Here is a 26,502-nt window from a genome sequence, read left to right as displayed (position 1 = left end):
TAATGTCTTGTTTATTATTAACATTATTGCTTTTACCTCTAGTAGGGTCGGGACTTGTTTTTGCCTGGAAAAATAAATCCAGCAAATATTTGGCACTAGGAATTGCATTGGTACAAATGCTTCTTACATTTTATATACTTTCGGATTTCGATTTTACTCCGACCGTAGATAGTGTATTGCAGCATGAGATCAATTATCCATGGTCACAATTTATTAAAAGCTCGCTTCATTTCGGTATTGACGGGATGAGTATGCTGCTTTTATTGCTGACCAATATCCTTTCGCCAATCATTATTTTATCTTCATTTAATGAGAACATCAATTACAGAAACTCATTCTATGGTCTTATCCTGTTGATGCAGTTTGGACTTGTAGGAGTTTTCACATCTCTGGATGGATTATTGTTCTACATTTTCTGGGAGGTAACACTGATTCCAATCTGGTTTATTGCCGGACTTTGGGGCCAGGAAAATAAAAGATTTGAATTCACCACGAAGTTCTTTGTATATACATTCGTAGGATCTTTATTCATGCTTGCCGGATTGATTTATGTGTATAATCACTCTGCATCATTTGCCTTAACAGATCTATACAATGCATCACTTAATGAAACTCAGCAGACGGTTGTATTTTGGTTTATATTCTTTGCATTTGCTGTGAAATTACCGATCTTCCCGTTCCACACATGGCAGCCTGATACCTATACCTACTCACCTACTCAGGGATCGATGTTATTATCAGGGATCATGCTTAAAATGGCTGTGTATGGTGTTATCCGTTATTTATTACCGATCACTCCTATTCCTATTATGGGAATTTCAGGGCAGATCGTTATTATCCTTGCGATAGTAGGAATCCTTCATGGAGCATTGATCGCAATTATCCAGAATGATATGAAGAGGATCATTGCCTATTCATCTTTCTCTCACGTTGGATTGATGGTAGCAGGTATTTTTGCATCTGCTGTTGTTACACTAAGAGGAACATTTACTACTGAAGGTGCTGAAGGTGCTTTGGTACAAACTTTTGCTCACGGTATTAATGTCGTAGGTTTATTCTATTGTGCAGACATTTTATATAAAAGATTTAAATCAAGAGACATCAGACAAATGGGTGGTTTAGCGAAAGTAGCTCCTAAATTTGCCGTATTGTTTTTACTGATCCTTTTAGGTTCAATGGGCGTTCCGTTGACTAATGGTTTTATCGGGGAATTCATTTTGATTAAATCAATCTTTGATTTTAATGTATTAGCTGCTATTATTGCAGGTTTAACTGTGATTCTTTCTGCCGTTTATCTATTGAGATTCTACGGAAAGGCAATGTTCGGAAAAGGAGATGAAGCCGTATTGAGTACGGCGAAAGATCTTTCAGGAGTGGAGTTTTCTGTTTTGGCCAGTTTAGCGGTTTTTGTGATCTTACTTGGTATTTTCCCTCAACCGGTAATCGAAATGGTGAGTAGTTCGCTGAAGTTTATCTATGCATCTTTGATTAATTAAAAGATTGAAAGATTCAAAAATTTAAAGATTAATTTAATAATTTAAAAAATTAAGAGAGTATGAAATTGAGAAGTCAGTGTTTTTATCTTGAATCTCGAATCTCGAATCTCAAATCTATATTATGAGTGTTTTAATTATTGTTTTCCTAACTGCAGTTGCTGCGTTATTTTCAGGCGTTTTTGAACAAGGAAAATTCGCAAGGTACATTGGGATTTTGGGGTTAATCATTGCATTATATGTTAGCTTCCTGCCTGAATGTTCATTTTTCGAACATTACAGACATATGTATGAATATGGCTCTAATACTGCCTTATTTACAAAAATCTCAATTGTAACTACTTTACTATTGTTCTTTCTGGGTGGTTTCGCATTCAGTAACCACAGAAGCCATCAGTCCGAATTGTATGCATTGATGCTATTCGCTTTGTGCGGAGGTATTACTCTTTTCGGATATCAGAATCTGGTAACCCTGTTCTTAGGTATTGAAATCCTTTCCATCCCATTGTATGTGATGGCCGGAGCTAATAAAACTGATTTAAGATCAAACGAAGCCTCTATAAAATACTTCCTGATGGGAGCGTTTGCCACCGGATTCCTTTTATTCGGTATTACGTTCATCTATGGAAGTACAGGAACTTTTGATATCTATAAAATCCATGATTTCGGAGCTGCTCACCCAAAAGATGTAATGTTCATCTTAGGGGTGATCCTGATGCTTTGTGCATTGGCATTTAAAGTAGCATTAGCACCGTTCCATATGTGGAGTCCTGATGTATATTATGGTTCTCCATCATTGATCACAGCTTTCATGGCAAGTGTTGTAAAAATTTCAGGATTTTTCGCATTCTTCAGATTAATGAATATAAGTTTTGCAGGAGTAACCCACGAATGGATTAATATACTTGGAGTATTCATTATCATAACCTTGCTTCTGGCCAATGTTATGGGGCTTGCACAGACCAATGCGAAAAGAATGCTGGCTTATTCTTCTGTTTCTCATGCAGGATATATCGGATTGGTATTCTTTGGAATGACGAATCTTTCTACTTATAATCTGGCTTTCTATCTTTTTGCTTACTCATTATCTACTGTAGGAGTATTTATGTGTCTGATATGGGTAGAAAAATTGAAAAGAGAAACTTCTTTTGGAGCATTTAAAGGATTGGCAAAATCAGAGCCTCTTTTGGCTACCGTAGCTGCAATCTCCATGCTTTCAATGGCTGGGGTTCCTTTAACAGCCGGTTTTATGGGTAAATTTGCATTATTTTCCCAGGCAATGAACGGAGCTGCCTTTTTAGTGCTGGTTGCCGTTTTAGGTTCTGCAGTTTCAATTGCTTATTACCTGAGATTAATCATAGCCATGTTTTTCTTTAAAGAAACAACATTCAAAACTTCAGAAAAAGTAACAATTACGTACAATATTGTAGCGGTGGTAATTATAGCTTCTATCATCATTTTAGGAGTATTCCCTGACCTGTTCGCAAAACAATTTGGACTGTAATCAAAATCATAAAAATATAAAAGCACAACATAAAGTTGTGCTTTTTTTATAACTTTACTTTATAATTTTCAGCATTGTTACATCTTTACAAAAAAGACGCCCCTTTTCAAGTATCCATTTCATTCAAAAAATATTTGGATGTTCTTGAGCATATCCGGTACAATGACCGATTAGAATACCGGGTGAATTATGCGGAATCCCTTATCGAGAAAACAAAAAAAATCAAGGAGCTCAAAGACGGTTTCCAGGATGTTTCGTTATTGGAAAAACACGAGGACCTCATCAGGCTTCTATTGGCTGACTTGTTTCCAACGGGTTTAACCAATAATGAGATAAAAGCCGCCAGTATTCCTCTTTCAAAAACGACATTCAATTATACCGAACGATTCAAGAATATTTTAAAAGATGCCGGTAAGGATTTTGAAATTGAGCTTAGGAATATCAGTGATGATGAGTTCTATGTATTCTGCTGCTGTCTTATCCTCCAAAGTTATTTCAAGAGAGATGTGAAAAGTACAATGCCATTGTATTATGATATTCCCAATAAGCAGGGAATCATGAAGCATTATAAAATCACAGTAAATTCAGATTTCACAGATATTTATCCTACGGAAAAGGCTAAAATACCGGCGGATGATGTTATCGACATGCTTCTTGAAAACCTGGATGATTACAAGCTGTGGAAAAAACACTTCCCATCGAAATCATGGGTCTTAAAAGGTTTTACCATTGTTTCTCTGGTCGACTGTACATCTGAAGTTGCACTTTCCGATCTTAAATCAAGTATGATCCAGATTGATCCTGAAAACCTTACTCCGGATAACAACCTGATCGAGATATTTAAGTCTTATTTTGATGTCGCGGAATTGAACTTCGGGCTGATGCTTTTCAACAAAAAAGACCAGAGGCTGGAAAAGGTTCCGATTTACGAAAATCTTTTTACGAATCATATCCTTGATTTCTGGATCAATACCTTTGATGAAGAGACCCGGAAAAGCACCTTTGAAAATTTAAATAACAACTCCAGGGCTATTGTCATATCCAATGTCAATAATATGGAGCAGGAAATAAAAGATCAACCTTCCTTTAGCATTTTAAAGGAAAACAACATCAACAGTTTCATGGTAATTCCAATCATGAAAGATGGGGAATTACTCGCCATTATGGAGTTTACCTCTCCTATTCCCAATAGTCTGAATGGCTTAAAATTGAAAAAGCTGGAGTTTTTCAGTGATATGATTCTTTTTTCGCTGAACAGATTCAGTTTTGAAAAGAATTATCAGATTGAGGCAATCATTCAACGGGAATACACGTCCATCCACAACAGTGTGGTCTGGAAGTTCAGAAATGAGGCAGAAAAGTATTTTAATGCTTCGTTAGCCAAGAAGATCTATACCTTAAAGCAGATTTCTTTCAAAAATCTTACGCCGTTATTTGGGTTCTCTGATATCCGTTCTTCCTCCGAAAAACGATTCAATCTTATGTTGGAAGATCTTAACAGGCAGATTGATTGTCTTCATGATATTTTCACTCTGGTCAATTCAGATTCCGAGAAATATTTACTGGCTTTGGAAATTTTTGAAAATGAACTGAATAATGAGATCAAGGCCGATACGGAACAGCGCTTCCAAAGGTTATTAAGGGATGAAATCCATCCGTATCTTCAGGCAAAATTAGAGGTAAGGTCCACTAAGGAGGTAAAAACAATGATTTCAGAGTATTTTTCCCAGGTCTTCACTCAAACCGATCTATTTTACAACAGCAGAAAAAGCCTTGATGATTCAATTACTCTGATCAACAGGAAACTTGCCGATATACTTGATGAGAATCAGATCAAAGCACAAGCCATATTTCCTCATTACTACGAAAGGTTTAAATCAGATGGTGTAGAGCATAATTTATTCATCGGACCAAGTATCACTCCGGATCTTCATTACACATCCAAGGTGGTTCATCAGTTAAGATACTGGCAGCTGAAAACGATCTGTAAAATGGAACAGGAAATTAAAACCTTTAAGGAAGAGCTTCCCATTCCGTTGGATATCGCTTCACTTATTTTCGTTTATAATGAAAAAATAGATATCCGCTTCCGTATGGATGAAAAGCGTTTCGATGTAGATGGTGCTTACAATTCGTATTATGAAATTATCAAAAAAAGAATAGATAAGGCCCACATAAAAAATTCAACCGAAAGAATTACCTGTCCGGGAAAAATAACTATTGTTTACTTTGGAATGGAAAACCAGAAAGAATACCTGCAATACATCAGTAAGCTTCAGAAAAAAGAAATCCTTCAGTCTGATGTTGAGTTTTTAAAGGTTGAAGACCTCCAGGGGATAACAGGATTATTAGCTCTAAGGGTTTCGATTGCTTAAAGATTTTCTTCACAAAAAAACATCAGGCTTCCCTTTAGTTCACTTGTAAAATATAGTGGGAATAATCCTATTTCCCTATAGAATTATCCTATCATCCCGAACACGATTAAAGTGTAAGGAATGCATAGGCAAAAGAAAGTACGGAAATTATAATTCCTGCCATGAAAATCTGATACGTAATCGATAAAAGTTTATATTTTCTATCCAGGACCTTTCCCAGGTAATACAGGTCTTTTACCATCGAATCATAGATATAATCCCTGTCCTTGATCAGATCCTTCATTGCATTGTGGTAATCATCAAAGATCATCTGATGAAAGTTTCCAAAAAACAGGAGGTTTACTTTTCTATTGCTAACATCTGTGTTCGTAAATTTCGTTTTTGTCACATTCGGCTTTGTGGATAAGATGGCAAAAATAATGGTCATCACACTTGAAATAAGCAACAGAAAACTAGGTACAATCAGGTGGGCGTTTTTAGGTGCATCCAGCTTTGGTACCAGAACTGACAGACAAACCGAGATAATAATCGCATTTACAGAAAGTAATATGTTGGCCTTGCTGTCTGCAATATCACTAAGGCGGGTATGGTTATTTAAAGTAACCCTGAACAGAGTATCCACACTTCTGTCGGATTTCGGTTCTTTAGGTTCTTTTTTATTGTCTTTAGCATCGGAATTTTCCTTCTTCTCCTCTTCCTTTTCCAACTTCTTCTCAATCTTCTTAATATTCTTTTTCTTTAAAGGCTCCCAATTTTCTTTGGCATAATCGGTATAATATTTATGCTTGTTTTTCAGAAGCTCAAGGTTTCCGGCATTCCATTCATCATTAGAAAAGCATCTTACATTGGTAAGCTCCCACTCTTTCCTTAAAGAATCTGAAATATCATTATAATCATGGCTTGCAAAATGGCTGCAATCGGCATCTTTTGCTATTTTCTCCAGTAAATTCTGTGGTTCATAGTTGATCTTTGTCGCCAAAATCAATTTAGAAACGTCTTCGATATAATCTTCAGGATAATTTTCATTGATGAGAAAATTTTTCATAATCTCTACTCCCTTCTCTTCATGATCCTGAGCACATTCAATATATCCTGCATCATGAAACCACAGAGCTAATATCACTTTCTCCTGGTCTTCTTTGGAGACAGGAGTATTTTTCATTATTTCTTCGGCCTTGTTAACCGTATATGTGGTATGAATAAAATTATGATAGAAATATACAGAAGATAACTTATCTTTGAATAAGTTTTCAACATAATTTTTAGCTTTTTGTAAAATATCCATTACTGAATTTTTGTTAATGTAAATTTATGAATTTATCCTTTAAAACTCATCTAAAAATAATTTCAGTCCCATTTAGGTTCTTATTGGTATCAGGACTCTTATATTCTTGTGCTACCTATAACGTAAAAAAGGGAAAAAACTTACAGGAAATTAAAAATTCTGCTATAAATTCTGAAAACGACTTTAAAATTTTCCTGGTTGGGGATGCGGGCAACGCAGATGAGCCACAGGCGAAGCAAACGCTGGATATTCTTAAGGGTAAACTGGACTCAGCCGACAAAAATTCGATGCTGATCTTTTTGGGTGATAACATCTATCCTTCAGGAATGCCTAAAAAGAAAGATAAAGAGTATCCTCTGGCCAAAGAAAAAATGGAAAATCAGCTTTCCATTACAAAAAATTTCAAGGGAAGAACCCTCGTCATTCCCGGAAATCACGATTGGTATCATGGTTTAGACGGATTAAAAGCACAGGAAGATTTTGTGAAGGATTATCTGAATGATAAAAAGGCTTTTTTACCTAAAAATGCTTGTCCTATTGATGATATAAGCCTGACCAGTGATATCAAGTTAATCGTTATCGATAGTGAGTGGGTTATAGCCAACTGGGACAAATATCCGGGAATGAATAAAAACTGCAATATCAAAACCCGGGACGATCTTTTTTATGAATTCCAGGATCTGATTACTAAAAATCAGGGGAAAAGGATTATTGTCGCTTTACACCACCCTGTTATCAGCAGTGGAACTCATGCGGGATATAATTCTGCTAGGTCTCACCTTTTTCCATTTAAAGGAAATATTCCGGCTCCCGGAATTGCAACAATTATTAATATTCTCAGAAATACCTCCGGTGCCAGCATGGAGGATATCAACAACCAGCATTATGCCGACCTTGCCAACAGGTTAAAGAGTATCGTCCAGGATAAAGAAAATGTAATCTTTGTTTCGGGACATGACCATAACCTTCAATACCACACCGACAGGAATATCAAACAGATCATCAGCGGCGGAGGCTCCAAAGTAGATCCTGCAACCATCGCTGAACAGACCGATTTTTCCTATGGAGGAAGTGGTTTTGCTGTTTTAAACATCCGCAAAGATCAAAGCTGCGATGTTGAGTACTTTTCCACTAAAAATAGCAAGGTTAAAACATTGGCCCATATCGACGTAATATCCGAACCTGAAACCTTTGTCAACAACTACCCTAATTCCTTTCCGGCTACCATCACCTCAACGGTGTATCCGGCAAACTTAACAGAAAAAAGGAAGTTCTACAGATGGTTGTGGGGTGACCATTACAGAAAATATTACGGAATTCCTATTGAAGCTAAAACTGCCAATATTTCAGAATTAGACGGTGGATATATCCCTTTCAGAGAAGGAGGTGGAAACCAGTCCAACAGCCTGAGACTAAAAGCTAAAGATGGTCAGGAATTCGTCATGAGAGGCATTAAAAAAAGTGCCGTACGTTTTCTGAATAACATGGCCTTTAAAAAAAGTACCTTCGGAGAGGAACTGTATGACACTTTTCCGGACAAATTCCTGCTTGACTTCTATACAACCAGTCATCCGTTCACTCCATTTATTGTTGGAAATCTGGCGGAAAAAGTAAATATTACGCACAGTAATCCAAGATTATTCTATATTCCAAAACAACAGGCCCTTGGAGATTACAATGAACATTACGGTGACGAAATGTACATGATCGAAGAACGCTTTTCTTCAGATCCTAAAACGCTTGAATCCCTGGACAATGCAAGAGATATTCTTTCAACCGACGATGTCTTGAAAAACCTATCCAAAAGTTATAAATACTCTGTCGACAAAGAATCGTACATCAGAGCCAGAATTTTTGATATGCTTTTAGGAGATTGGGACAGACACTCCGATCAATGGAAATGGGCAGAATATAAAGACGGTGATAAAATCATCTATAAGCCGATTCCAAGAGACCGTGACCAGGCTTTCAGCAAGTATGACGGTGCTGCATTTAAACTGATCATGAACGTTCCGGCTATCCGCCATATGAAAACGTTCAAGGAAGACATTCAAAGTGTAAAACTCCTGGCTACAGAACCTTATCCTATTGATCTTGTTTTCTTAAAAGGTTCAACACAGGAAGAATGGGTTGCACAGGCAAAATATATTCAGGAGCACCTTACTGATGCTGATATCAATGAAGCATTCGATCATTTGCCGAAAGAGGTTAGAGATGAAACCAGTGAGGATATTCAGAGAAAATTAAAATTAAGAAAAGAAAAACTACAGGACTATGCTGTCCAGTATTATGATGTTTTACAGGAAAAAGTTCCGTTAGCAGGAACTGTAAACCAGGATAAATTTGTAATCGTTAAAAATGCAAATTCCGTTGATGTTAAACAGTATAAACTTGACGATAAAGGTGAAAACCCTGAATTGGTATTTGAAAAAACATATTACGACAATAAAACCAAAGAGCTTTGGATCTACGGTCTTGAAGATGATGATGTTTACGACGTGTCAGGAAACGGCAAACCTAAAATGAATATCAGATTGGTGGGAGGAGATAATCATGATGTATATAATGTTGCCAACGGAAAAAAGATCAGCATCTATGATTTTAAATCCCAAAAGAATACCTATAACGCAGGTTCAGCGGCCAAACATATTTCTGATGATTATGATGTCAACACCTATAATTACAAGCATCCGAAGTATAACTTCTTTGCCGGCTATCCCAATGCAGATTACAACCCGGATGACGGATTGATTATCGGTGTTTTAGCCAATTATACAGTAAACAACTTCGTTCGTGATCCATTTACACAGAAACATAGTTTAAAAGCCAATTTTTACACCAATACGGCAGGTTTCAGCCTTGCTTACAAAGGTATCTTTAAGAAAGCAATTTCAGGATGGGATTTCAATCTTGATGCAGCCTATACTACTCCGCGTTTTTCCGAAAACTTCTTTGGATTATCCAATGAAAGTGAATATGACCGTGAGGATACTAAAGCAAAGTACAACAGGGCCAGGATCTCAAAATTTAATTTTGCCCCTTCCATTTCAAAGAAGAGCTGGCTTAATTTAAGCCATCAGTTTCAGCTTACCTTTGAAGACAATAAGGTACAGAGAAAGGGTGACCGCTTTGTGGATCAATCTCCTGATGTAAATCCTGGTGTTTTCAAAAGTCAGCAATTCGGAGGAGCCAATTATACCTTTAGTTTCAAAAACCTTGATAATAATGCTTTTCCTACCTTAGGTCTGGAATTTGTCGCGAGCGTGAACTGGAAAACCAATCTCTCGGACTTCGACAGAAACTTTTTATTTGTAAACGGATCATTAAATATTCACCACAGAATTGATAAAAAAGCAAATTTTGTTTTTTCGAATTCCAATAATGTAATGTGGATCAACAACAATAATTTTGAGTTTTATCAGGCGGCAAGTATCGGAGGTAATAATGGCTTAAGGGCATTCAGAAATGACCGGTTTTCCGGAAAATCGTACTTCACTAACAACTCCGAGATCCGTTGGGACTTTGGAAGGATCAAAAATAATATTATTCCGGCTAATCTGGGTATATTGGTTGGATATGATCTGGGACGGGTTTGGAATGATAACGAGAATTCCAGAAAATGGCATCAGGCTGCAGGAGTTGGTTTATGGTTAAGCCTTGTCGAAATGTTTTCCGCAAGATTAAACTATTTCTATGGATCTGACGGGGGAAGAATTTCTGCAGGCGTAGGAATGAATTTCTAAAACGGCACTATCCATTTTTATTGTTAAAAATTTTACATTTTTCAAAACAAAAGAGAGCTTTAGAATACCTTATTAAAATAATAAAAGTCGCACAGAAATTTCTGCGCGACTTTTTTATATTATATATTTGAAAGATCAATTTAAAAGGAAGTGCTGATTCACACGTCCGCTTAACTGAAAATTATCTCTAAGGTTTTAATGTAAAAAGATAAACATTACCTCCATCCTTCTTATCCTTTTCATCAGCAATTAAAAGATTTTTATCATCCACAAAAGTAACCGCTTCTTTCTGCGAATTATGGTGTAATGAAATTTTTTGAACTTTAATTTTCGAAAAGTCATCAGGAGTAAAGCCTGTAACGATACGCACATTTTTATGATTCAGCAATACAATCTGATCCCCTTTACTATTGATTGACGCTGCTGTGATAGCTGCATCGGCATACTTTCCATCCAGCTTGAATTTACCCATTAGCTTTGCTTCAAAATCACCTGCTTTATTCGGTACACGGAAAATCAGAAAACTCCCGTCAAAACCTTTGCTTCTGTTTTTAGTAAAAAGATAAAAATTCCCGTTCATTTCAACAAAAGCTTCACAATCATATAAAAGATTTGACTTTTTAGGCGGAAACTCTGTTTGTCCTTCATAATGAAAGCTGGTCTTCTGGGTAACTTTTGTCGTTGTCTGAGAGGCATCTTTTAAATCAATTTTCAAAATAGAAAGATTGCGTCTGTCATTATCATTATTCCCGAAATCACCAATATAGATATTTCCGTCACGGTCGCTGGTAATTTCTTCCCAATCATTATTTTCAGCATTCTCCACCAGCACATCCGAAACAAATGCTCCCTTTCTGTCCAGTCCGTACACCCGGTTTTTATTTCCCTGGTCTTCTATAGCCCATATTGTCTTTTTATCCGGAGACAAGGTAATACCGGAAACTTCTTTTAATTTTTTAGGTAATGAAAACTCTACTTTTAAAGTATCTTCTTTAGTTTGTTCTGAATTTTTAGGATTACATCCCATTAATAAAAGAGAGGTTACCATACAAAAGATATACATTTTCATTAATTTTTATTTAATATTTTAACTTCATCCCAAAGCAAATCCATCTCTTCCAGGGACATTTCTCCTAAATTCAGATTTCTTTCCGACGCCATCTCTTCCATCTTCTGAAATCTTGAGATAAATTTTAAATTAGTTTTCTCCAGGGCAGAATCAGGATTAATTCCGGTGATCCGTGCATAATTAATCAGGGAGAAAAATACATCTCCCAGTTCCTGCTCTTTTTTCTCAAGATCCGTTTCAGCATGAAATTCTTCAAGTTCCTCATCTACTTTCTTCCATGCATCCTCCGCATCATGAAATTCAAATCCAATTCCTTTCACTTTATCCTGAACCCGGTAAGCTTTTACCATACTTGGAAGACTTTTGGGTACCCCTCCTAAAATGGATTTATTCCCTTCTTTCAGTTTTAGTTTTTCCCAATTCTGCTTTACTTCTTCTTCATCTTTCACCTCTGTATCTCCATAAATATGGGGATGACGGAAAATAAGCTTTTCATTAAGGGAATTGATGACATCTGCAATATCAAAACTTTCTTTTTCAGAACCTATTTTAGCATAGAAAACCAAGTGAAGCAATACATCTCCCAATTCTTTTTTGATCTCATGCAGATCTTCCTGTAAGATAGCATCAGAGAGTTCATAGGTTTCTTCAAGTGTAAGATGACGCAGAGATTGTAAGGTCTGCTTCTGATCCCACGGGCACTTTTCACGAAGGTCGTCCATAATATCCAATAATCTTCCGAAAGCGTCTAATTTTTCTTGTCTGGTATTCATAGGTCAATTGGGAATTCAATCTTATACAAATGTAAGGGTTATTTTAACTTGGGTACAAAACTTCGTGGGGAAAGTTAGATGTTAGATGCTAGATGCTAGATGCTAGATGCTAGATGCTAGATGCAAAATTAAGGAGAAGCCTTTGAATAGATTTTTTTTGGCTTTAAAAATTTTATCCGGTACTTTTTTTATTAAAAAAGCCTTGTTAAGAAAATTCTCAACAAGGCTTTATTTTAAATCAGGGCAAAGGGATTATCCCATTTTTCTGTGTGTACTTTTAGTAGCAGCTTTTGCTCCTGTTGAAGCTTTTGCTTTTGGAGTAGCAGGTTTTTCTGCTTTTGGAGCTGCTTTTTTAGGAGCTGCTTTCTCAGTAACAGCAACTTCATCCTGTGCCGGGTCTAAAGTTTCAGGCTCAGCTTTAACAAAGCTTTCAGGTGTAATATATCCTGCCTTGTGAAGGATATTATACCACTGTGCTAGTTTTTTGATGTCAGAAGCATATACTCTCTCCGTATCATAATTAGGAAGAGAAGCTGCCATAAATTCTTTCAACTCAGCGTCAGAAGATTTATGAGAAATTGTTTCTTTGTAATCCTGGTTTTTAGCAATATTTTCAAAAACCTCAAACAAAGGAACCTCCTTATCAAATGTAAACATAGCAATGTTATCCAACAAGCTCACCTGGCTTGAGTTTCCTATACTTACTTTCTTCTTTGTAGATACATCTTCAATAATAAATCCGTTTCTTAATTGAGAAACTAATTTAAAAAGTCCTGGCTTTCCAGAGATTGAAATTATTTTTTCTAACAACATAATTTTATTTTTTTAATTTTTAGTAATCAGTAGAAACCTTTTACTGTCTATTATTTTTTGTTTATAATTAAATACACCTGTTACTTCGGAAATCTCATTTTGTAGTTGATGCTTACATCCCCCTGAGATATTTTTGTTAATTTACCTTTTACCAGCTTTTTCTTTAAGGCACTAAGGTGATCGGTAAATAATGTCCCTTCAATATGATCATATTCATGTTGAATTACGCGGGCTCTAATATCGGAAAAAGTTTCTGTATGCTTCACAAAATTTTCGTCATAATATTCGATCAGGATTGTGCTCTTTCTTTTTACATCTTCTCTCACATCCGGAATCGAAAGGCAGCCTTCGTTAAACTTCCACTCTTCCCCGGATTCTTCCAGAATTTTAGCATTGATGAAAACTTTTTTGAAGCTTTTCAATTCTTCTTTGATATCTTCATAATCCTCATCATCAGCCAAAGGAGTTACATCTATTACGAATAAACGAATATCAAGGCCAATCTGCGGAGCTGCAAGGCCAATTCCGTTCGCACTATTCATAGTTTCGAACATATTATCAATCAGTTCTTGTAAATCGGGATAATTTTTGTCTATATCTTTGCCTACTTTTCTTAAAATAGGATCCCCAAAGGCTCTTATTGGTAGAATCATCTTGTTCTTTGTTCTAAAAAATTCTGCAATATGATGGTTGCACTTATTTTATCTATTAAACCCTTTTCCTCTCTCTTTTTTTTACTTTTCCCACTCTGGGAAATAAAAAATGATGCCATTTTGGAAGTAAACCTTTCATCAAAACGGTAAACGGAAATAGTTGGAAATTCTTTTTTAAATTCATCAATGAATTGTAAAATATCTGTTTCCACCTCGGATACGTTTCCTTTTAAATCTATCGGAAGTCCTATTACCACATCATCTACCTTATTTTCGCTGAAATATTTTTTCAGAAAAGGCAGTATATGTTTTGTTTCTACAGTATCAAGGCTGCTCGCTATAATCTGCATGTCATCCGTTGTTGCAATGCCACAACGGGCCTTTCCATAGTCTATTGCAAGGATTTGTCCCATAGGTTTGCAAATTTAGTAAATTTTAATGATTTTATTCACAACGTAGTTTTTTTTATAAATCATGTTTCATTCCATATTTTTTTTTATAATTTTAATCTTCCAAAAAACGAAATTATGAAGAAACTCATTCTTGTGAGACATGCAAAGAGCGACTGGCCGGAAGAAACTGAAGATTTTGACAGACCTTTGGCAGACAAGGGTTTGGAGGACGCAATGAACATGTCCAGATTCTTAAAAAACAATAGCATTTCTATAGATTATTTAGTGTCGAGCCCAGCGGTTCGTGCATTGAATACCTGTAAGATTTTCAATCAGACATACCAGTTGAATTATATGACTGATGAAAAGCTATACAACCCTTCAGAAAGGAATTTTGAATCTGTAATTTACAACCTGGATGACCATCATAATTCGGTAGCATTTTTTTCACACAACAACGGAATTTCCAATTTTGCCAACTCTATATCAGAGGATATTTTTCATTTTCCTACCTGCGGAGTTGCCGGTTTTGAAATAAACTGTGATTCATGGTCGGAATTTGATGGAGCAACGAAAAAGCTTTTATTTTTTTACGAACCTGGAAAAATCTAAAATTATTTTAAAAATTTATTGTTTTATTTTTTTTACAATCTCCTTTTTTATGCATAATGCATGAGAAAATTTTTATAAAGATCATATCTCCAGTTCCGCTTTTATACATAACAGTTTCTAATATATGGGCAAATATCATGTTGCCCTTTTTGTCATTGTATTCAGAATAAAATATTTTTGTTTTATTAATATTTATTCTAAATAAAAATAATAATGCAAAAACAATTTTATTTCTTACTGTTGATCCTGTTGCTTACAGGGAACACAATTTACGCACAGGTTTCGGCCAGTCCATTTATTACCAATCTGAATACACCCAACCCCATGATCATTGAAGACAATGAAATATATATCGGCATTTATGCTTTGGATAAAGTGGTAAAGATAAACCTCGATAATCCTGGCGCCGCGCCAGTGGATGTGGTTACAGGAGTAAACAGACCTTATGGTCTGGCATTAAAAGATAAATATCTATATATCTCTGAATTTGGGGGAAATAAAATTTCAAGGATCAATCTCAGTATTTCCAATCCGGCGCCTGAAGTTATCCTGACGAATGTAAACAGTCCTCTAGGGCTTGAATTCATTGGAAATGACCTGTATATGGCTCTTGAGGGAGATAATAAGATTGCCAAAATAGATGTAAGCCAACCGATCCCACAATTAGTGGATATTACATCCGCAGCATCTCCATTTGAATTGGAAATAATCGGAGATGAAATTTTCTACACTGAACGGTTTGAAGGAAGAGTTTCAAAATTTAAACTCAATAGTTCTACTTCCCCAATAACAATAGCTCAGGGATTAAGTTATCCCTCCGGTTTAACCTCTCATGGAAATCAATTATATATTTCTGAAGCAGGAGCCTCTAAAATTTCCCAATTAAATTTCACCCTGGCTAATCCAATAGTTTCCGATGGTATTGTCTCCAGTGAATTCAGCTACCCATCAGGATTAGCCGTAAAAAATAACACAATTTTTATTACGGATTTCTTCGGAGGCTCATTATTAAAAGCTGATCTGGGTGCTTTGTCTGTTTCTGAACAACAGTACAAAAATAAAACACAGATTTATCCCAATCCTGCTAAGGATTTCATAACAGTTATGAACCCTCCATCAAAAGAATATAAAATATATGACATGGTAGGGAAACTTATATTGTCCGGAAAATTCGAAAGAAACAATATCGATATAAGTCAACTCATAGAGGGAGCCTATATCATTCAGACCGGAGATCTGATTAAAAAATTCATTAAAGAATAGTTTATTAATAATCCGGGCTCTAACAAATATTAGAGCCCGGATTATTATTGTATTTATATTACAGAATTCTTTTTAAATCCAGATCATCAAAATCAAAACTGAAGTCCGTCACATCAGAAATAGCTTTTAGCCTTGCTGATTCAGCCTTCCCGCTTTCATCATAATTAAAGATAATATAAGCATCTGCATCATAACTTCTATCATCCCATTTGATAATGAAAGAATTGTTGGAATAAGGAAGCAATTCTCCCTTTAATCTCGGAGAATTTTCACATGTGATTCTGTAAGCATTTCCCTGATGGGTAATTTCTACATCCCCAAACCAGATATCATTATATTTCCCAACAAACTGTTCTGCTTTTGGGTGTAGGTTTTTATTCTTTTTAAATGTTTCAGATTTTTCAAAAGCTTCCTTCTTTTGTTTATCGTATTCAGCATTCATTTTAGCCATTCTGTCTCCGTATGTTTTGAGCCAATTCCGGTCTGCAATTCCCAGATAAGAATCCTTTAAAGTATTGGTCACGGTATTAAAAGCTGCTCCGGACTGCTGATTGGTTAAAACGACAATCCCTAATTTCATATCCGGAATCAATGTAAACTGGGTTACGGTGCCGATCAGCCCCCCTGTATGCTGAATTTGTTTATGTCCTTTCACATCACTCAGGAACCATCCCATTCCATATCCGTAAAAACTTGTATCATAAGGATTTTTAGGAGCTACTCCGCTAGGTATCTGCAGACTCCATAACTGTTGTACCTGTTTGTCAGAAACCAGTTTTTTTCCTTCTTTCGTTGTGAAATTATTTAATAAGAACTGGGCCCAGGTCGTCATATCTTTGATATTACTCATAATCCCTCCGGCTGCATTTCCTGTTTCATTCCAGTCGTGGGGAACAGCAATTGCTTTTCCATCTACCGGAGCATGGGCATCAATTTTATTGGTTACCCCTTTTGCCCTGTTATAGCTTCCAAAACTGGAGTTCATACCGACAGGTTTCATAATTCTTTGCTCAATAAAATCTGCCCAGCTTAAGCAGGAAATCCTGTGAATAACCTCCCCTGCAACAATGAACATGATATTATTATAATCTAACGTTGTTCTGAAAGGATTTTCAGGTTTCAGATATCTTACATTATGGACGATATCATTTACCGTAAGACTTCCTCCTTCCGGAAAAAACATCAGATCTCCCTGCCCTAATCCCAATCCTGCCCTGTGAGTTACCAGATCCTTGATGGTTACATTTTGAGAAACGTACGGATCATACATCTGGAATTCAGGAAGGTATTTTGAAACCTTATCATCCCATTTCAGTTTTCCTTCGTCTGCCAGAATTGCCAGTGCCGTACAGGTAAATCCCTTAGAATTTGAAGCAATACCTACAAGGGTATTTTCGTCCATGGGTTGTTTTGAAGCCAAAGAACGAACTCCGAATCCTTTCGAATAGATCAATTGTCCATCTTTAATCACTCCAACGGACATTCCCGGAACATCAAAGGTTTTTAAGGTATTTTGAATGAGCTCATCCAGTTTTTTTTCTTCAACCTGTGCATTCATCAAGCCGACTGTCAAAAGAAAAATGAAAAAGGAAATTTTCTGTTTCATTATTTTTTAAATTTTCTCAAAGTTAATCAATTCGACATTTATTAAGTAAATTTGAACTTTATTTTAAACACGAAGAATATCCCTGAAAGAAAATGTAAGATAATGACTAAAATCCTTCTTCTTTCCGACTCTCATTCCTATATTGATGACAGGATCCTGGAATATGCCAAAGACGCTGATGAAATCTGGCACTGTGGTGATTTCGGTAGTCTTGAAGTGATTGAACAACTTGAGAAAATCGGTCCACTAAAAGGCGTTTACGGAAACATTGATAATGCAAAAATCCGGTCCGAATTTCCGGAGGCAAACAGGTTTTTCTGTGAGAATCTGGAAGTTCTTATGATCCATATCGGAGGTTATCCCGGAAAATATTCCGCAATAGCTAAAAAAGAAATTGGAGAAAAAGCTCCTAAGCTATTTATTTCAGGACATTCTCATATTCTGAAAGCGATGTTTGATGCAAAAAATAATTTACTTCACCTTAATCCCGGGGCATGCGGAAAACAGGGGTGGCACAAAGTGAGAACAATGATGCGTTTTGTGGTCGATGGTGAAGAAGTAAAAGATCTGGAAATTATTGAATTAGGTCCAAAATAGAAATACATATGAAGATTGGAGATCAGGTTTCTGTGGTAGATGAAGATTTAAGCGGGGTTGTAACTTCCGTAAAAGGAAATATTGTTGTTCTTAAAGATGAATATGGTTTTACACATCAGTATCCCAAGGAAAAGCTGGTTCCGAAAAATGCTTCCATATATGATAATATAAAAGTGGTAAAAAAGGCTGAACCCCAAAAAATCACTTCAAAGAAACATCAGAAAAATCATATGGTTCTCGACCTGCATTTTCATAATCTCGTTAAAAACCCAAATGATTATGACGGATTCGAGAGACTTTTCCTCCAAAAGGAAAAATTAATCGATACATTGAGCTTCTGCCGGAAAAATCATCTTAAACGATTGGAGATTGTTCATGGCATTGGAGACGGTGTTCTGCAAAGGATGGTTTTAGATGTTTTAGAAAGCCAGACCGATCTGGATTTTTACAATAAGGAAATACTTCATCATCAATCAGGTGCGGTAATGGTAGAATTTCACTAAATTTGCAGCAATAGAAATATGAACGTACTTAATTTACTTTTTACAAAAGACGGATTAATCTACCAAATTGCGAGGAATAAAAGCATTTTGGAAGAGAAATCTTATTTCGTTAATGAAGAGTCTCCTAAAAATTTTATCGCTGAGAAACTGGATGAAGTTTTAATAAAGCAAAGGTTCGATGAGATTTCTGTCATTTCAGCCTTGAACCATTTTACCCTTATGCCTGAAGGATTTTCAGAACATGAGGCGGGATATGATCTTATTGCATTCAATGCTCCTGTGGATAAGGACAATGAAGAGCTGATGCTGTCCCTTAATAAAAAGTTCAGGATTCAGTTCTATTATACTTTTCCTAAAAACTTTTATAAAAAGATAAAGGAGCTGGCCGTTCCCGTTCACTTTAATTTTTCAGGAGAAAAATTCCTGAATTCAATCAGCCATAAAAACAATAAAGAAATCCACATTAACCTTTATCATAACCAATGTGAATTTTTTGCCCTGGATAATAAAAAACTGATCTTATACAATAATCTGGATGTCAATTCTGAGGTTGATTTTCTTTATTTTGTAATGTTCACATTAAGTAAAATAGGATTTGGGATCAATGAAACCAACTTCTATGCTTATGGAGAAACCACTGAAAATGAAACATTCATTTCTGAATTACAAAAATTCGTAAAGAACCTGAAAATTGTATATGATAACGTTCCTAATAAGAATTTTATACTTAATTAGGTCGCAGGTTGCAGACGCCAGGTCTTACCTGACATTGCATCCATTACTAACAATCTAACATCTAAACAACATGTACAGAATAATTTCCGGCCGATGGAAAGCCAAAAAAATTGCCGCCCCAAAAAACTTTGATGTAAGGCCAACTACTGACTTTGCAAAGGAAGCTCTGTTCAGTATTCTGGAAAATAAATATGATATGCAATCGATCTCTGTTCTTGATCTTTTTGCAGGAATAGGCTCTATTTCATTAGAATTTGCCTCCAGAGGCTGTCAGGATGTAACTTCTGTAGAGATGAACCCCAAACATACAAGCTTCATTAATTCTACAGCATCCGAACTGGACATGTCATTACAGGTTAATGTGCAAAGAGGGGACGTGGTGGATTGGCTCAAAAAATTCAGAAATAAAAAATCTTTTGAAATTGTTTTTGCCGATGCTCCTTTTGAAACTGAAGAGAAGAAATACTATGAAATCATCTCTTTGGTATTAAACAATAAATACCTAAAAGAAAACGGAGTTCTTATTATAGAGCATCAGAGTCGCTTAAAATTTGAACACCCGAATCTTATAGATACCAGAAAATATGGAAACGTAAGTTTCAGCTTTTTTGAACCAACTCAATCAGATACAGAAAACCAGGAACTCTAATTCCTGGTTATTTTTTTGGAATTGGCAATGGCTTCGTCTCCCCATCTTGTAATTTCATTCAAAACAGGAAGAAGCGTCTTTCCAAAATCAGTTAAGGCATACTCCACTACTAACGGCGGTTTTTCCGTATAAACCTTTCTGCTGATAATACCGTCTTCCTCCAATTGTTTTAATTGAAGGCTTAATGTTCTTTCCGTAATGGTAGGAATATCTTTCCTGATCTCATTATATCTTTTTGCCCCCTCAATAAGATGGTATAAAATCACTGCTTTCCATTTCCCACCAATAAACTTCATGGTGATACTTGTACAACACGGGTACGTTTTATTATCTATTGTATACATTTTACTACTATCCTTTTTGACCGTTCTTGCAAATTTATTAAACTTAAATTAGTTTTGCAACTATAAAAAATATAGTACAAAATTATGAATTTTTTAAACAAAATGAAAACCAGGTATACTGTGAAAAAGTATAATCCACAAGGTAAAGTAAGCGAAGAACAAATTCTTGAATTAAAGGAAATCCTCAACCTGAGCCCTTCTTCTATCAACAGCCAGCCATGGAATTTTATTTTTGTAAATAATCAGAAAATAAAAGAACAATTGGCTGAAGCTTCTTATTTTAATAAGGAGAAAGTATTGGACAGCAGTCAACTCATTGTCTTCCAGGTGCTGAAAAACGTTGAAGATTTTGAAAAGCAAATTCAGGAAAATTTACCTGAAGGATCAATTAATTACTATAAAACGATGGTAAAACCTAAAGGTGACATTGCAATACGGGCTTGGTTAGCCCATCAGGTATATCTCTCTCTTGGTGTATTGCTTGCTGCATGCGCCGAAATGGGAATAGATTCCACTCCTATGGAAGGAATTGAAACGGATAAATACGATAATATCCTGAAGAATGATCTTTATGAAACTCTATTTGCTGTCACTATCGGAGAAAGATCCGGAACGGACACTAATCAACCGACAATCACCTCTAAGAAAAGACTGAAATCAGAAAAAATAATAGTAGAACTATAACTTTTTAAATGTTGATTAAAATAAAAGCTGCTACATTCCTTGTAACAGCTTTTTATATTATAATACTTTCAATTCCAGGTCTATACTTTTACCAAAGAACTTTTTGGATATCTTTTCGAAATTCTTCGTCAGATCCGAAAGATAAAAGTGATAACTTGGCTTGGCATTCAGATCGTTTAAAAGATTGTATTTATCAAGAATAATTTTCAAATGGCTCGCCACGATATTCGGAGAGTCAATAACACGAACACGGTTTCCGTAATATTGCTTGATCTCATCGATTAATAAAGGATAATGAGTGCATCCTAATATCAATGTTTCAATATTTTTCAGCTTGTTGTTACTTAAATAATTGTAAATGATAGCATGTGTAATCGGATGATTTTTAAATCCTTCTTCAATGGCAGGAACCAGCAACGGAGTTGCCAGCTCATCCACTTTGATCCATTTATTATGCTTTCTTATACTTTTTTTATACAGCCCTGAATTCACAGTTGCTTTTGTAGCAATCACGCCAACATTGGTGTGGATCTCATAAGATACCTTCTCTGCAACCGGATTAATAACATCAATAACAGGAACTCTTCCGGCAACTGTCTGCATCACTTCATTAAGAGCATTTGCTGTTGCTGTATTACAGGCGATAACAATTGCTTTACAATTCTGCTCCAATAAAAAATTTGTGATTTTGGTAGAGTATTCTATTATAGCTTCACGAGACTTTTCTCCGTAAGGAAGGTGTTTGGTATCACCAAAGTAAATAAGATCTTCATGAGGAAGAAGCCTTTTAATTTCTTTAGCAACGGTTAAACCTCCTACACCACTATCAAAAATTCCGATAGGTTGTTTAGCCGAAAGATGCGAATAATCTTGTTTCTTAGTTTTCAAAAGAGTTGAAATTTTATACAAAAATAATGAATTTCACCAGTATTACATCAAACTTTTACAATCAAATCAGGAACAGATCTGAAGCAATTCCATCCGCCATAAACCAGTGCTTTTCCGGTATTTTCAAATGATTATTTTCAATAACAAGTATGCCGTCAGCTATCTTTTGTTTAATCTCCTGATGAAATTTCTCAACTATTTCAGGAGAAAACTTATTCTTCAGTTTATCCAGGTCCACTCCCCATATCGTCCGTAATCCGATCATGATCATCTCATTAAACTGGTCTTCCTGCGATAGAATTTCAGTTTCTTTAGCCAAAGAATTTGAATTCAGCTTCTTTACATAAAGCTGATTATTAGCGACATTCCAACTTCTCACGTCAGCTCCGTTATATGAATGGGCTGAGGGTCCTAGTCCCAAATATTCTTTGTACTTCCAATAAGACGAGTTGTGCCTTGAATAAAATCCTGGTTTAGCAAAATTAGATACCTCATAATGATCAAACCCATTATCTTTTAAAAAGTGAGACAAATAATAAAACTCTCTATTTTGCTCTTCTTCTTTTGGTGTAGCCACTTTCCCTTTCAAAATCCAGTCATTCAATGCCGTCTTAGGCTCTACGGTCAGTGCATAAGAAGAGATATGAGGAACATCCAGGGCAATTGTTTTATTCAGATTTTCTTTCCAGATTTCCAAATTAGAAGTGGGAGATCCATAGATCAGATCAATACTCAGGTTTTCAAAACCGAAATCCTGTGCTCTCTTAATAGAATCCTCTGCCTGTGAAGCATTATGAGCACGGTTCATCAACCTAAGGTCATCATCAAAAAAGCTTTGCGTTCCGATTGACAATCGGTTAACCGGTGATTTTGAGAGATCTCTCAGGAAGGTCTTATCCAGATCATCCGGATTGGCTTCCAAAGTAATTTCTATATCCTTTTCAAAACTATAATACTTCAATACCTCATCAACAATTGAATTGATCTCATCTCCTGATAGGATTGAAGGTGTTCCGCCACCAAAGTACAACGACTGTAGTGTTTTATTATGTAATTCATCTTTCCTTAAAAAAAGTTCTTTCTTAATAGCAGAAAGCACCTCATCTTTAGACAGTAAAGATGTTGAAAAATGAAAATTACAATAACTACACTTTTGTTTACAAAAAGGAATGTGAATATAAATCATAAAAAAAGCTCTGAAAAATTCAGAGCTCAAATTTATTTAAATTAAATTGATTAATATCTATATCCTCTATGATTAATAAAGTTATCGAAGTTATAACCCAATCCGATCATAAAGCTGTTTCCTCCATAAGTCTGAATATCAGACAAACCTAAATTATAAGTTGCTCCGATCATAAACTTATTGAATCTTACTTTTACTAGTGGTGAAATACTTAATTGCTGGTTATCAAATCTGTTCTGAACTGATCTGTAACTTACCCCAAAAGAGAATGAATTGATATCATTAAAGAATGTGGCCATCAAGTTATAATCAATTGTTCTTGTAGAATTCGTATTCAAATTGATTAATGCAGATGGTGTAACGTACATATTATCTGCGAAATGCCAGTCATATCCTAAGTTTAAGAAGAACTTGATAGGAGAAGGCTCACGACCATTCACAATAGATTCGTCATTCGTCAAAGCAATATCATTAACCGATACTCCGGCAAAGATATTTCTAAAAGTCGCGGCTAAACCAAAGTTGGCATATGCCATGAAAATATTACTCTCCGTACCCTGCAATAAAGGATCATACCCATCTTCAGTATTGATTTTAGTATAATCAAAATTCATATTGTAAAAACTAACACTGGTACCGAATGAGAACTGATCTTTTCTCTCTCCTTCACTACTAAGCGGAATAAAATATGAAGCACCCGCTGTAATACCTCCTGCTGAAATAGGACCATTACTATCTCTAAAAACAGATATCCCTGCACCAACTCTATCAAAAATGTTAGCATTGATCCCTACTGACTGCACATTAGGAGACTCATTAAATTTTGAAAATTGCTGTTGATAATTGAGGTTGAGCTGAACATAATCTGTTTTACCGTATTGTGCCGGGTTGAACAGGAACTCACCATCCAAAAGATATTGTTGATAATATGGTAGTGTTTCTTGTGCTTTGTATGCATTTGACAAAAGAGCCAAACACACTATAGCATATAGTTTTCTCATAACAAATCTTGATTTCAATTCAACAAATATAAAAAAAATCTCAATATATTTTTAGTTTTCCAAATAATTTCTCCATTTTTTTACAGCATCCGCCATATCTTGAGGCATTGGGCTTTCAAAATACAATTCCTGTTTAGTGGTAGGATGTATAAAACCTAAGGTATGTGCATGAAGTGCATGTCTTGGCAGGATTTCGAAAACATTTTTAATAAAATGTTTATATTTAGGTAAATTCACTCCTCTTAAAGGCGTATGACCTTCATATCTTTCATCATTGAAAAGGGTATGGCCAATATGTTTAAAATGAGCCCTGATCTGATGGGTTCTTCCCGTTTCCAGTTTACATTCTACCCAGGTCATATATCTGAACCTTTCCAAAACTTTATAATGCGTAACCGCATGCTTCCCGTGGCTTCCGTCCTCGTAAACCGACATCTGCATCCTGTTCTTAGGGTGACGCCCTATATGCCCCCGAATGGTACCTTCATCATCCTGTACATTCCCCCACACAAAAGCCCAATATAATCTTTTCGTCCTTCTGTCAAAAAATTGTTTGGCAAGGAAGCTTAATGCATATTCATTCTTGGCGATAACCAATAGACCCGAGGTATCCTTATCAATCCTGTGAACAAGGCCTACTCTATCCAGATCAGATTTCTCACCATTTTTGGCAAAATGAAATGCAAGAGCATTCACCAAAGTACCATCCCAGTTTCCAAATCCGGGATGCACAACCATTCCGGGTTCTTTATCTACAACAACAAGATCATCATCCTCATAAACAATATTGATCGGAATATCCTGAGGGATAATTACATTTTCTCTCGGAGGATGGGCCAGTAGAACAGAAATCTGATCTCCCGGCTTTACACGGTAATTCTGTTTTACAGGAGTTCCGTTTACGACAACGTTACCTGCTCTGCATGTTTGTGAAATTTTATTTCTTGAAGAATTCTGCCTGAAAATCAGTAAAAACTTATCTATTCTTAAAGGCTCCTGGTTTTTATCGACAGTAATATTGAAATGCTCATACAGTCCTTTATTTTCCTCATCAATATCAATATTGTTGGAATCCAATAATTCTTCATCAAAAAAATCCTCGTTATCTTCTGTCATGATTTTTTATTTTTTACACAAAAGGCCTCAACATGATAAGTTGAAGCCTGTATTTTTAATAATAAATGGTAACTACTCTACTACAACTTTCTTAGCTTTTGGCTTTTGAGCTGGTTGTTGTGTACCATTTGTTGCTGTTTTATTATTTCCAGCATTATTATTTCCCGCAGGAGTATTGATTGTTGTACTCTTCGGTTTACTTTCGGTTGTTGTTTTCGGCTTCGTATCAGCAGTCGCAGGTTTCGAAACCGGAGTTTTAGAAACTTCCGTTTTAGCAGGTTCAATTTTTTTATGAACCACTGGTGGTACAGGAACTGGTTCGTAAACAGGCTGCTGATGAACAGGAACTTCTTCATATTGTATAGGTGGCAACGAAGTATCTACCTTCATACGGTATACGGAGTTCAGCTCTTCTATTTTAGAGCGCAATTCTGCCGGAGTCTTTTTACTTGCCCAGAGGTCCATCTGCATTCCCTGATCTCTTACATCTCCTGCAGCAGGATCCTGATAATAGATAATATCAGATTCATCTTTACCTCCATCTTCATGTTCTACTAGTCCTACTTCAAACATACTTCTTGTAATTAATGCTCTGGCCTCTTTTACCGTTAAGCCAACTACATTAGGAATAGAAATATTTCTCATGGGTCCAGAACCAACTACTACATCTATCGTTGAGAACCTAGGAATCAGCGATCCTGGTTTCATAGGGTTTCCTTTAAATAAAATTCTAAGTACTGCATCTTTCTGGATGCTAGGTTCGAAGATAGTATCTCCCACTTTCAGACCTACCTGATCTATCCTTTGGAAAGCCAGACCTGAATATTTGTTAATAACATCAGGAATTGCAACCGGAGCCCAGCTTCTCGGGTTTACGATCAGATAAATAGCTCTTCCATCCTTTACATGGGAACCAGGAGTAGGAGACATCTTTAAAACCTGGAAAGGTTTGTATTTTGGATCATAAGCAGCACTGTCTACTTCATAGCCCAGACCGGCATCATCTAATATTTTTACCGCCTCATGAACGGATTTGTTTACAACATTGGGAACCGGAATTTCCTGACCATGATTCGTATGGTATTCTAACCAACGAAATGTAAGCCATACCAACCCTATAAAAACACCGATGGCTATTAACAAATTCAGTAAAACTTTCCAGTTGAAAAGTGATTTAAGCATACTTAAAAATACTTTAATTATAATGGCAAATATAGC

General features: G+C 35.9%; 24 protein-coding genes. 11 read left to right on the top strand and 13 right to left on the bottom strand.

Annotated elements, in window-relative coordinates; genetic code table 11:
- The first annotated feature begins 2 nt into the window (after nucleotides 1-2).
- From ACNFU2_RS17495 to ACNFU2_RS17485, 3 genes are all read left to right on the top strand, one after another.
- Nucleotides 3-1,496, top strand: a complete 1,494-nt coding sequence (locus ACNFU2_RS17495; RefSeq protein WP_172283654.1) for a complex I subunit 4 family protein — start codon at nucleotides 3-5, stop codon at nucleotides 1,494-1,496.
- A gap of 121 nt (nucleotides 1,497-1,617) precedes the next feature.
- Nucleotides 1,618-2,997: an NADH-quinone oxidoreductase subunit N gene (locus ACNFU2_RS17490; RefSeq protein WP_172283652.1), complete on the top strand. Its 1,380-nt coding sequence runs from the start codon at nucleotides 1,618-1,620 to the stop codon at nucleotides 2,995-2,997.
- 74 nt (nucleotides 2,998-3,071) lie between these two features.
- Nucleotides 3,072-5,372: a GAF domain-containing protein gene (locus tag ACNFU2_RS17485; RefSeq protein ID WP_172283650.1), complete on the top strand. Its 2,301-nt coding sequence runs from the start codon at nucleotides 3,072-3,074 to the stop codon at nucleotides 5,370-5,372.
- 106 nt (nucleotides 5,373-5,478) lie between these two features.
- Here ACNFU2_RS17485 and ACNFU2_RS17480 read toward each other — a convergent pair whose 3' ends face one another.
- Nucleotides 5,479-6,657: a Pycsar system effector family protein gene (locus ACNFU2_RS17480; RefSeq protein WP_172283648.1), complete on the bottom strand. Its 1,179-nt coding sequence runs from the start codon at nucleotides 6,655-6,657 to the stop codon at nucleotides 5,479-5,481.
- 26 nt (nucleotides 6,658-6,683) lie between these two features.
- On the opposite strand from ACNFU2_RS17480, the gene ACNFU2_RS17475 reads away from it, so the two are divergent.
- Nucleotides 6,684-10,400, top strand: coding sequence for a metallophosphoesterase (locus ACNFU2_RS17475; RefSeq protein ID WP_273650694.1), 3,717 nt, complete (start codon nucleotides 6,684-6,686; stop codon nucleotides 10,398-10,400).
- Between the two features lie 187 nt (nucleotides 10,401-10,587).
- Here the strand turns inward: ACNFU2_RS17475 and ACNFU2_RS17470 are convergent, their stop codons facing one another.
- The 5 genes from ACNFU2_RS17470 to ruvX all read right to left on the bottom strand — a co-directional run bounded on the left by ACNFU2_RS17470 (nucleotide 10,588) and on the right by ruvX (nucleotide 14,121).
- Nucleotides 10,588-11,469: an SdiA-regulated domain-containing protein gene (locus ACNFU2_RS17470; protein ID WP_273650693.1), complete on the bottom strand. Its 882-nt coding sequence runs from the start codon at nucleotides 11,467-11,469 to the stop codon at nucleotides 10,588-10,590.
- The gene (gene mazG, locus ACNFU2_RS17465; RefSeq protein ID WP_273650692.1) at nucleotides 11,469-12,242 is read right to left on the bottom strand and encodes a nucleoside triphosphate pyrophosphohydrolase; all 774 of its coding nucleotides are present in this window, start codon (nucleotides 12,240-12,242) and stop codon (nucleotides 11,469-11,471) included. Before mazG ends, ACNFU2_RS17470 begins: the two co-directional genes overlap by 1 nt.
- Before the next feature lie 252 nt (nucleotides 12,243-12,494).
- Nucleotides 12,495-13,055, bottom strand: a complete 561-nt coding sequence (locus tag ACNFU2_RS17460) for a DUF5606 domain-containing protein (protein ID WP_172283642.1) — start codon at nucleotides 13,053-13,055, stop codon at nucleotides 12,495-12,497.
- A gap of 80 nt (nucleotides 13,056-13,135) precedes the next feature.
- On the bottom strand, nucleotides 13,136-13,708 hold the full coding sequence (gene def, locus ACNFU2_RS17455; RefSeq protein ID WP_172283640.1) for a peptide deformylase: 573 nt from the start codon (nucleotides 13,706-13,708) through the stop codon (nucleotides 13,136-13,138).
- Nucleotides 13,705-14,121 (bottom strand): Holliday junction resolvase RuvX, encoded by a 417-nt coding sequence (gene ruvX, locus ACNFU2_RS17450; RefSeq protein WP_172283638.1) that lies wholly within the window; start codon nucleotides 14,119-14,121, stop codon nucleotides 13,705-13,707. Before ruvX ends, def begins: the two co-directional genes overlap by 4 nt.
- Nucleotides 14,122-14,235: 114 nt before the next feature.
- Between ruvX and ACNFU2_RS17445 the strand changes: the two genes are divergently transcribed.
- Together ACNFU2_RS17445 and ACNFU2_RS17440 are read left to right on the top strand one after the other, a co-directional pair.
- Nucleotides 14,236-14,712 (top strand): SixA phosphatase family protein, encoded by a 477-nt coding sequence (locus tag ACNFU2_RS17445; RefSeq protein WP_273650691.1) that lies wholly within the window; start codon nucleotides 14,236-14,238, stop codon nucleotides 14,710-14,712.
- A gap of 213 nt (nucleotides 14,713-14,925) precedes the next feature.
- Nucleotides 14,926-15,975: a T9SS type A sorting domain-containing protein gene (locus tag ACNFU2_RS17440; RefSeq protein ID WP_418122457.1), complete on the top strand. Its 1,050-nt coding sequence runs from the start codon at nucleotides 14,926-14,928 to the stop codon at nucleotides 15,973-15,975.
- A gap of 58 nt (nucleotides 15,976-16,033) precedes the next feature.
- On the opposite strand, the gene ACNFU2_RS17435 is transcribed toward ACNFU2_RS17440, so the two are convergent.
- On the bottom strand, nucleotides 16,034-17,581 hold the full coding sequence (locus ACNFU2_RS17435; protein WP_273650689.1) for a serine hydrolase: 1,548 nt from the start codon (nucleotides 17,579-17,581) through the stop codon (nucleotides 16,034-16,036).
- Nucleotides 17,582-17,683: 102 nt separating this feature from the next.
- Between ACNFU2_RS17435 and ACNFU2_RS17430 the strand changes: the two genes are divergently transcribed.
- The 4 genes from ACNFU2_RS17430 to rsmD all read left to right on the top strand — a co-directional run bounded on the left by ACNFU2_RS17430 (nucleotide 17,684) and on the right by rsmD (nucleotide 20,065).
- Entirely contained in the window at nucleotides 17,684-18,178 is a 495-nt protein-coding gene (locus tag ACNFU2_RS17430) for a metallophosphoesterase family protein (RefSeq protein ID WP_418122455.1), read from the top strand.
- 8 nt (nucleotides 18,179-18,186) lie between these two features.
- Nucleotides 18,187-18,681 (top strand): Smr/MutS family protein, encoded by a 495-nt coding sequence (locus ACNFU2_RS17425; protein ID WP_273650687.1) that lies wholly within the window; start codon nucleotides 18,187-18,189, stop codon nucleotides 18,679-18,681.
- A gap of 18 nt (nucleotides 18,682-18,699) precedes the next feature.
- Complete coding sequence (locus ACNFU2_RS17420; RefSeq protein ID WP_273650686.1) at nucleotides 18,700-19,416, top strand: DUF3822 family protein; 717 nt, start codon at nucleotides 18,700-18,702, stop codon at nucleotides 19,414-19,416.
- 70 nt (nucleotides 19,417-19,486) lie between these two features.
- Nucleotides 19,487-20,065, top strand: a complete 579-nt coding sequence (rsmD, locus tag ACNFU2_RS17415; protein ID WP_273650685.1) for a 16S rRNA (guanine(966)-N(2))-methyltransferase RsmD — start codon at nucleotides 19,487-19,489, stop codon at nucleotides 20,063-20,065.
- On the opposite strand, the gene ACNFU2_RS17410 is transcribed toward rsmD, so the two are convergent.
- Entirely contained in the window at nucleotides 20,062-20,409 is a 348-nt protein-coding gene (locus ACNFU2_RS17410; protein ID WP_172283622.1) for a winged helix-turn-helix transcriptional regulator, read from the bottom strand. The genes rsmD and ACNFU2_RS17410 overlap by 4 nt on opposite strands.
- Before the next feature lie 84 nt (nucleotides 20,410-20,493).
- Here ACNFU2_RS17410 and ACNFU2_RS17405 point away from each other — a divergent pair, with 84 nt between their 5' ends.
- Complete coding sequence (locus ACNFU2_RS17405) at nucleotides 20,494-21,093, top strand: nitroreductase family protein (protein ID WP_306614562.1); 600 nt, start codon at nucleotides 20,494-20,496, stop codon at nucleotides 21,091-21,093.
- A gap of 57 nt (nucleotides 21,094-21,150) precedes the next feature.
- Here the strand turns inward: ACNFU2_RS17405 and murI are convergent, their stop codons facing one another.
- The 5 genes from murI to ACNFU2_RS17380 form a co-directional block, all read right to left on the bottom strand.
- Nucleotides 21,151-21,981, bottom strand: coding sequence for a glutamate racemase (murI, locus tag ACNFU2_RS17400; RefSeq protein WP_172283619.1), 831 nt, complete (start codon nucleotides 21,979-21,981; stop codon nucleotides 21,151-21,153).
- A 61-nt stretch (nucleotides 21,982-22,042) separates the two neighbouring features.
- The gene (gene hemW, locus ACNFU2_RS17395; protein ID WP_273650683.1) at nucleotides 22,043-23,167 is read right to left on the bottom strand and encodes a radical SAM family heme chaperone HemW; all 1,125 of its coding nucleotides are present in this window, start codon (nucleotides 23,165-23,167) and stop codon (nucleotides 22,043-22,045) included.
- 50 nt (nucleotides 23,168-23,217) lie between these two features.
- Nucleotides 23,218-24,168 (bottom strand): type IX secretion system membrane protein PorP/SprF, encoded by a 951-nt coding sequence (locus ACNFU2_RS17390; protein ID WP_172283607.1) that lies wholly within the window; start codon nucleotides 24,166-24,168, stop codon nucleotides 23,218-23,220.
- A gap of 51 nt (nucleotides 24,169-24,219) precedes the next feature.
- Nucleotides 24,220-25,284: an RluA family pseudouridine synthase gene (locus ACNFU2_RS17385; RefSeq protein WP_273650682.1), complete on the bottom strand. Its 1,065-nt coding sequence runs from the start codon at nucleotides 25,282-25,284 to the stop codon at nucleotides 24,220-24,222.
- A gap of 72 nt (nucleotides 25,285-25,356) precedes the next feature.
- Complete coding sequence (locus ACNFU2_RS17380) at nucleotides 25,357-26,466, bottom strand: PASTA domain-containing protein (protein WP_273650681.1); 1,110 nt, start codon at nucleotides 26,464-26,466, stop codon at nucleotides 25,357-25,359.
- Nucleotides 26,467-26,502 lie beyond the last annotated feature (36 nt).

Source organism: Chryseobacterium sp. PTM-20240506 (assembly GCF_048296755.1).
Classification (GTDB): Bacteria; Bacteroidota; Bacteroidia; order Flavobacteriales; family Weeksellaceae; genus Chryseobacterium; species Chryseobacterium proteolyticum.
Note: the sequence above shows the minus strand (reverse complement) of the source record. Positions and strands in the feature narration are given on the sequence as shown.

Coding starts and splice junctions, on each gene's coding strand:
- ACNFU2_RS17390 (WP_172283607.1), bottom strand. CDS start 24,168: ATGAGAAAACTATATGCTATAGTGTGTTTGGCTCTTTTGTCAAATGCA.
- ACNFU2_RS17410 (WP_172283622.1), bottom strand. CDS start 20,409: ATGTATACAATAGATAATAAAACGTACCCGTGTTGTACAAGTATCACC.
- hemW (WP_273650683.1), bottom strand. CDS start 23,167: ATGATTTATATTCACATTCCTTTTTGTAAACAAAAGTGTAGTTATTGT.
- ACNFU2_RS17425 (WP_273650687.1), top strand. CDS start 18,187: ATGAAGATTGGAGATCAGGTTTCTGTGGTAGATGAAGATTTAAGCGGG.
- ACNFU2_RS17380 (WP_273650681.1), bottom strand. CDS start 26,466: ATGCTTAAATCACTTTTCAACTGGAAAGTTTTACTGAATTTGTTAATA.
- ACNFU2_RS17385 (WP_273650682.1), bottom strand. CDS start 25,284: ATGACAGAAGATAACGAGGATTTTTTTGATGAAGAATTATTGGATTCC.
- ACNFU2_RS17495 (WP_172283654.1), top strand. CDS start 3: ATGTCTTGTTTATTATTAACATTATTGCTTTTACCTCTAGTAGGGTCG.
- ACNFU2_RS17475 (WP_273650694.1), top strand. CDS start 6,684: ATGAATTTATCCTTTAAAACTCATCTAAAAATAATTTCAGTCCCATTT.
- ACNFU2_RS17430 (WP_418122455.1), top strand. CDS start 17,684: ATGACTAAAATCCTTCTTCTTTCCGACTCTCATTCCTATATTGATGAC.
- ACNFU2_RS17440 (WP_418122457.1), top strand. CDS start 14,926: ATGCAAAAACAATTTTATTTCTTACTGTTGATCCTGTTGCTTACAGGG.
- ACNFU2_RS17480 (WP_172283648.1), bottom strand. CDS start 6,657: ATGGATATTTTACAAAAAGCTAAAAATTATGTTGAAAACTTATTCAAA.
- ACNFU2_RS17460 (WP_172283642.1), bottom strand. CDS start 13,055: ATGTTGTTAGAAAAAATAATTTCAATCTCTGGAAAGCCAGGACTTTTT.
- ACNFU2_RS17445 (WP_273650691.1), top strand. CDS start 14,236: ATGAAGAAACTCATTCTTGTGAGACATGCAAAGAGCGACTGGCCGGAA.
- mazG (WP_273650692.1), bottom strand. CDS start 12,242: ATGAATACCAGACAAGAAAAATTAGACGCTTTCGGAAGATTATTGGAT.
- ACNFU2_RS17490 (WP_172283652.1), top strand. CDS start 1,618: ATGAGTGTTTTAATTATTGTTTTCCTAACTGCAGTTGCTGCGTTATTT.
- ACNFU2_RS17420 (WP_273650686.1), top strand. CDS start 18,700: ATGAACGTACTTAATTTACTTTTTACAAAAGACGGATTAATCTACCAA.
- ACNFU2_RS17470 (WP_273650693.1), bottom strand. CDS start 11,469: ATGAAAATGTATATCTTTTGTATGGTAACCTCTCTTTTATTAATGGGA.
- rsmD (WP_273650685.1), top strand. CDS start 19,487: ATGTACAGAATAATTTCCGGCCGATGGAAAGCCAAAAAAATTGCCGCC.
- ACNFU2_RS17405 (WP_306614562.1), top strand. CDS start 20,494: ATGAATTTTTTAAACAAAATGAAAACCAGGTATACTGTGAAAAAGTAT.
- ACNFU2_RS17435 (WP_273650689.1), bottom strand. CDS start 17,581: ATGAAACAGAAAATTTCCTTTTTCATTTTTCTTTTGACAGTCGGCTTG.
- ruvX (WP_172283638.1), bottom strand. CDS start 14,121: ATGGGACAAATCCTTGCAATAGACTATGGAAAGGCCCGTTGTGGCATT.
- def (WP_172283640.1), bottom strand. CDS start 13,708: ATGATTCTACCAATAAGAGCCTTTGGGGATCCTATTTTAAGAAAAGTA.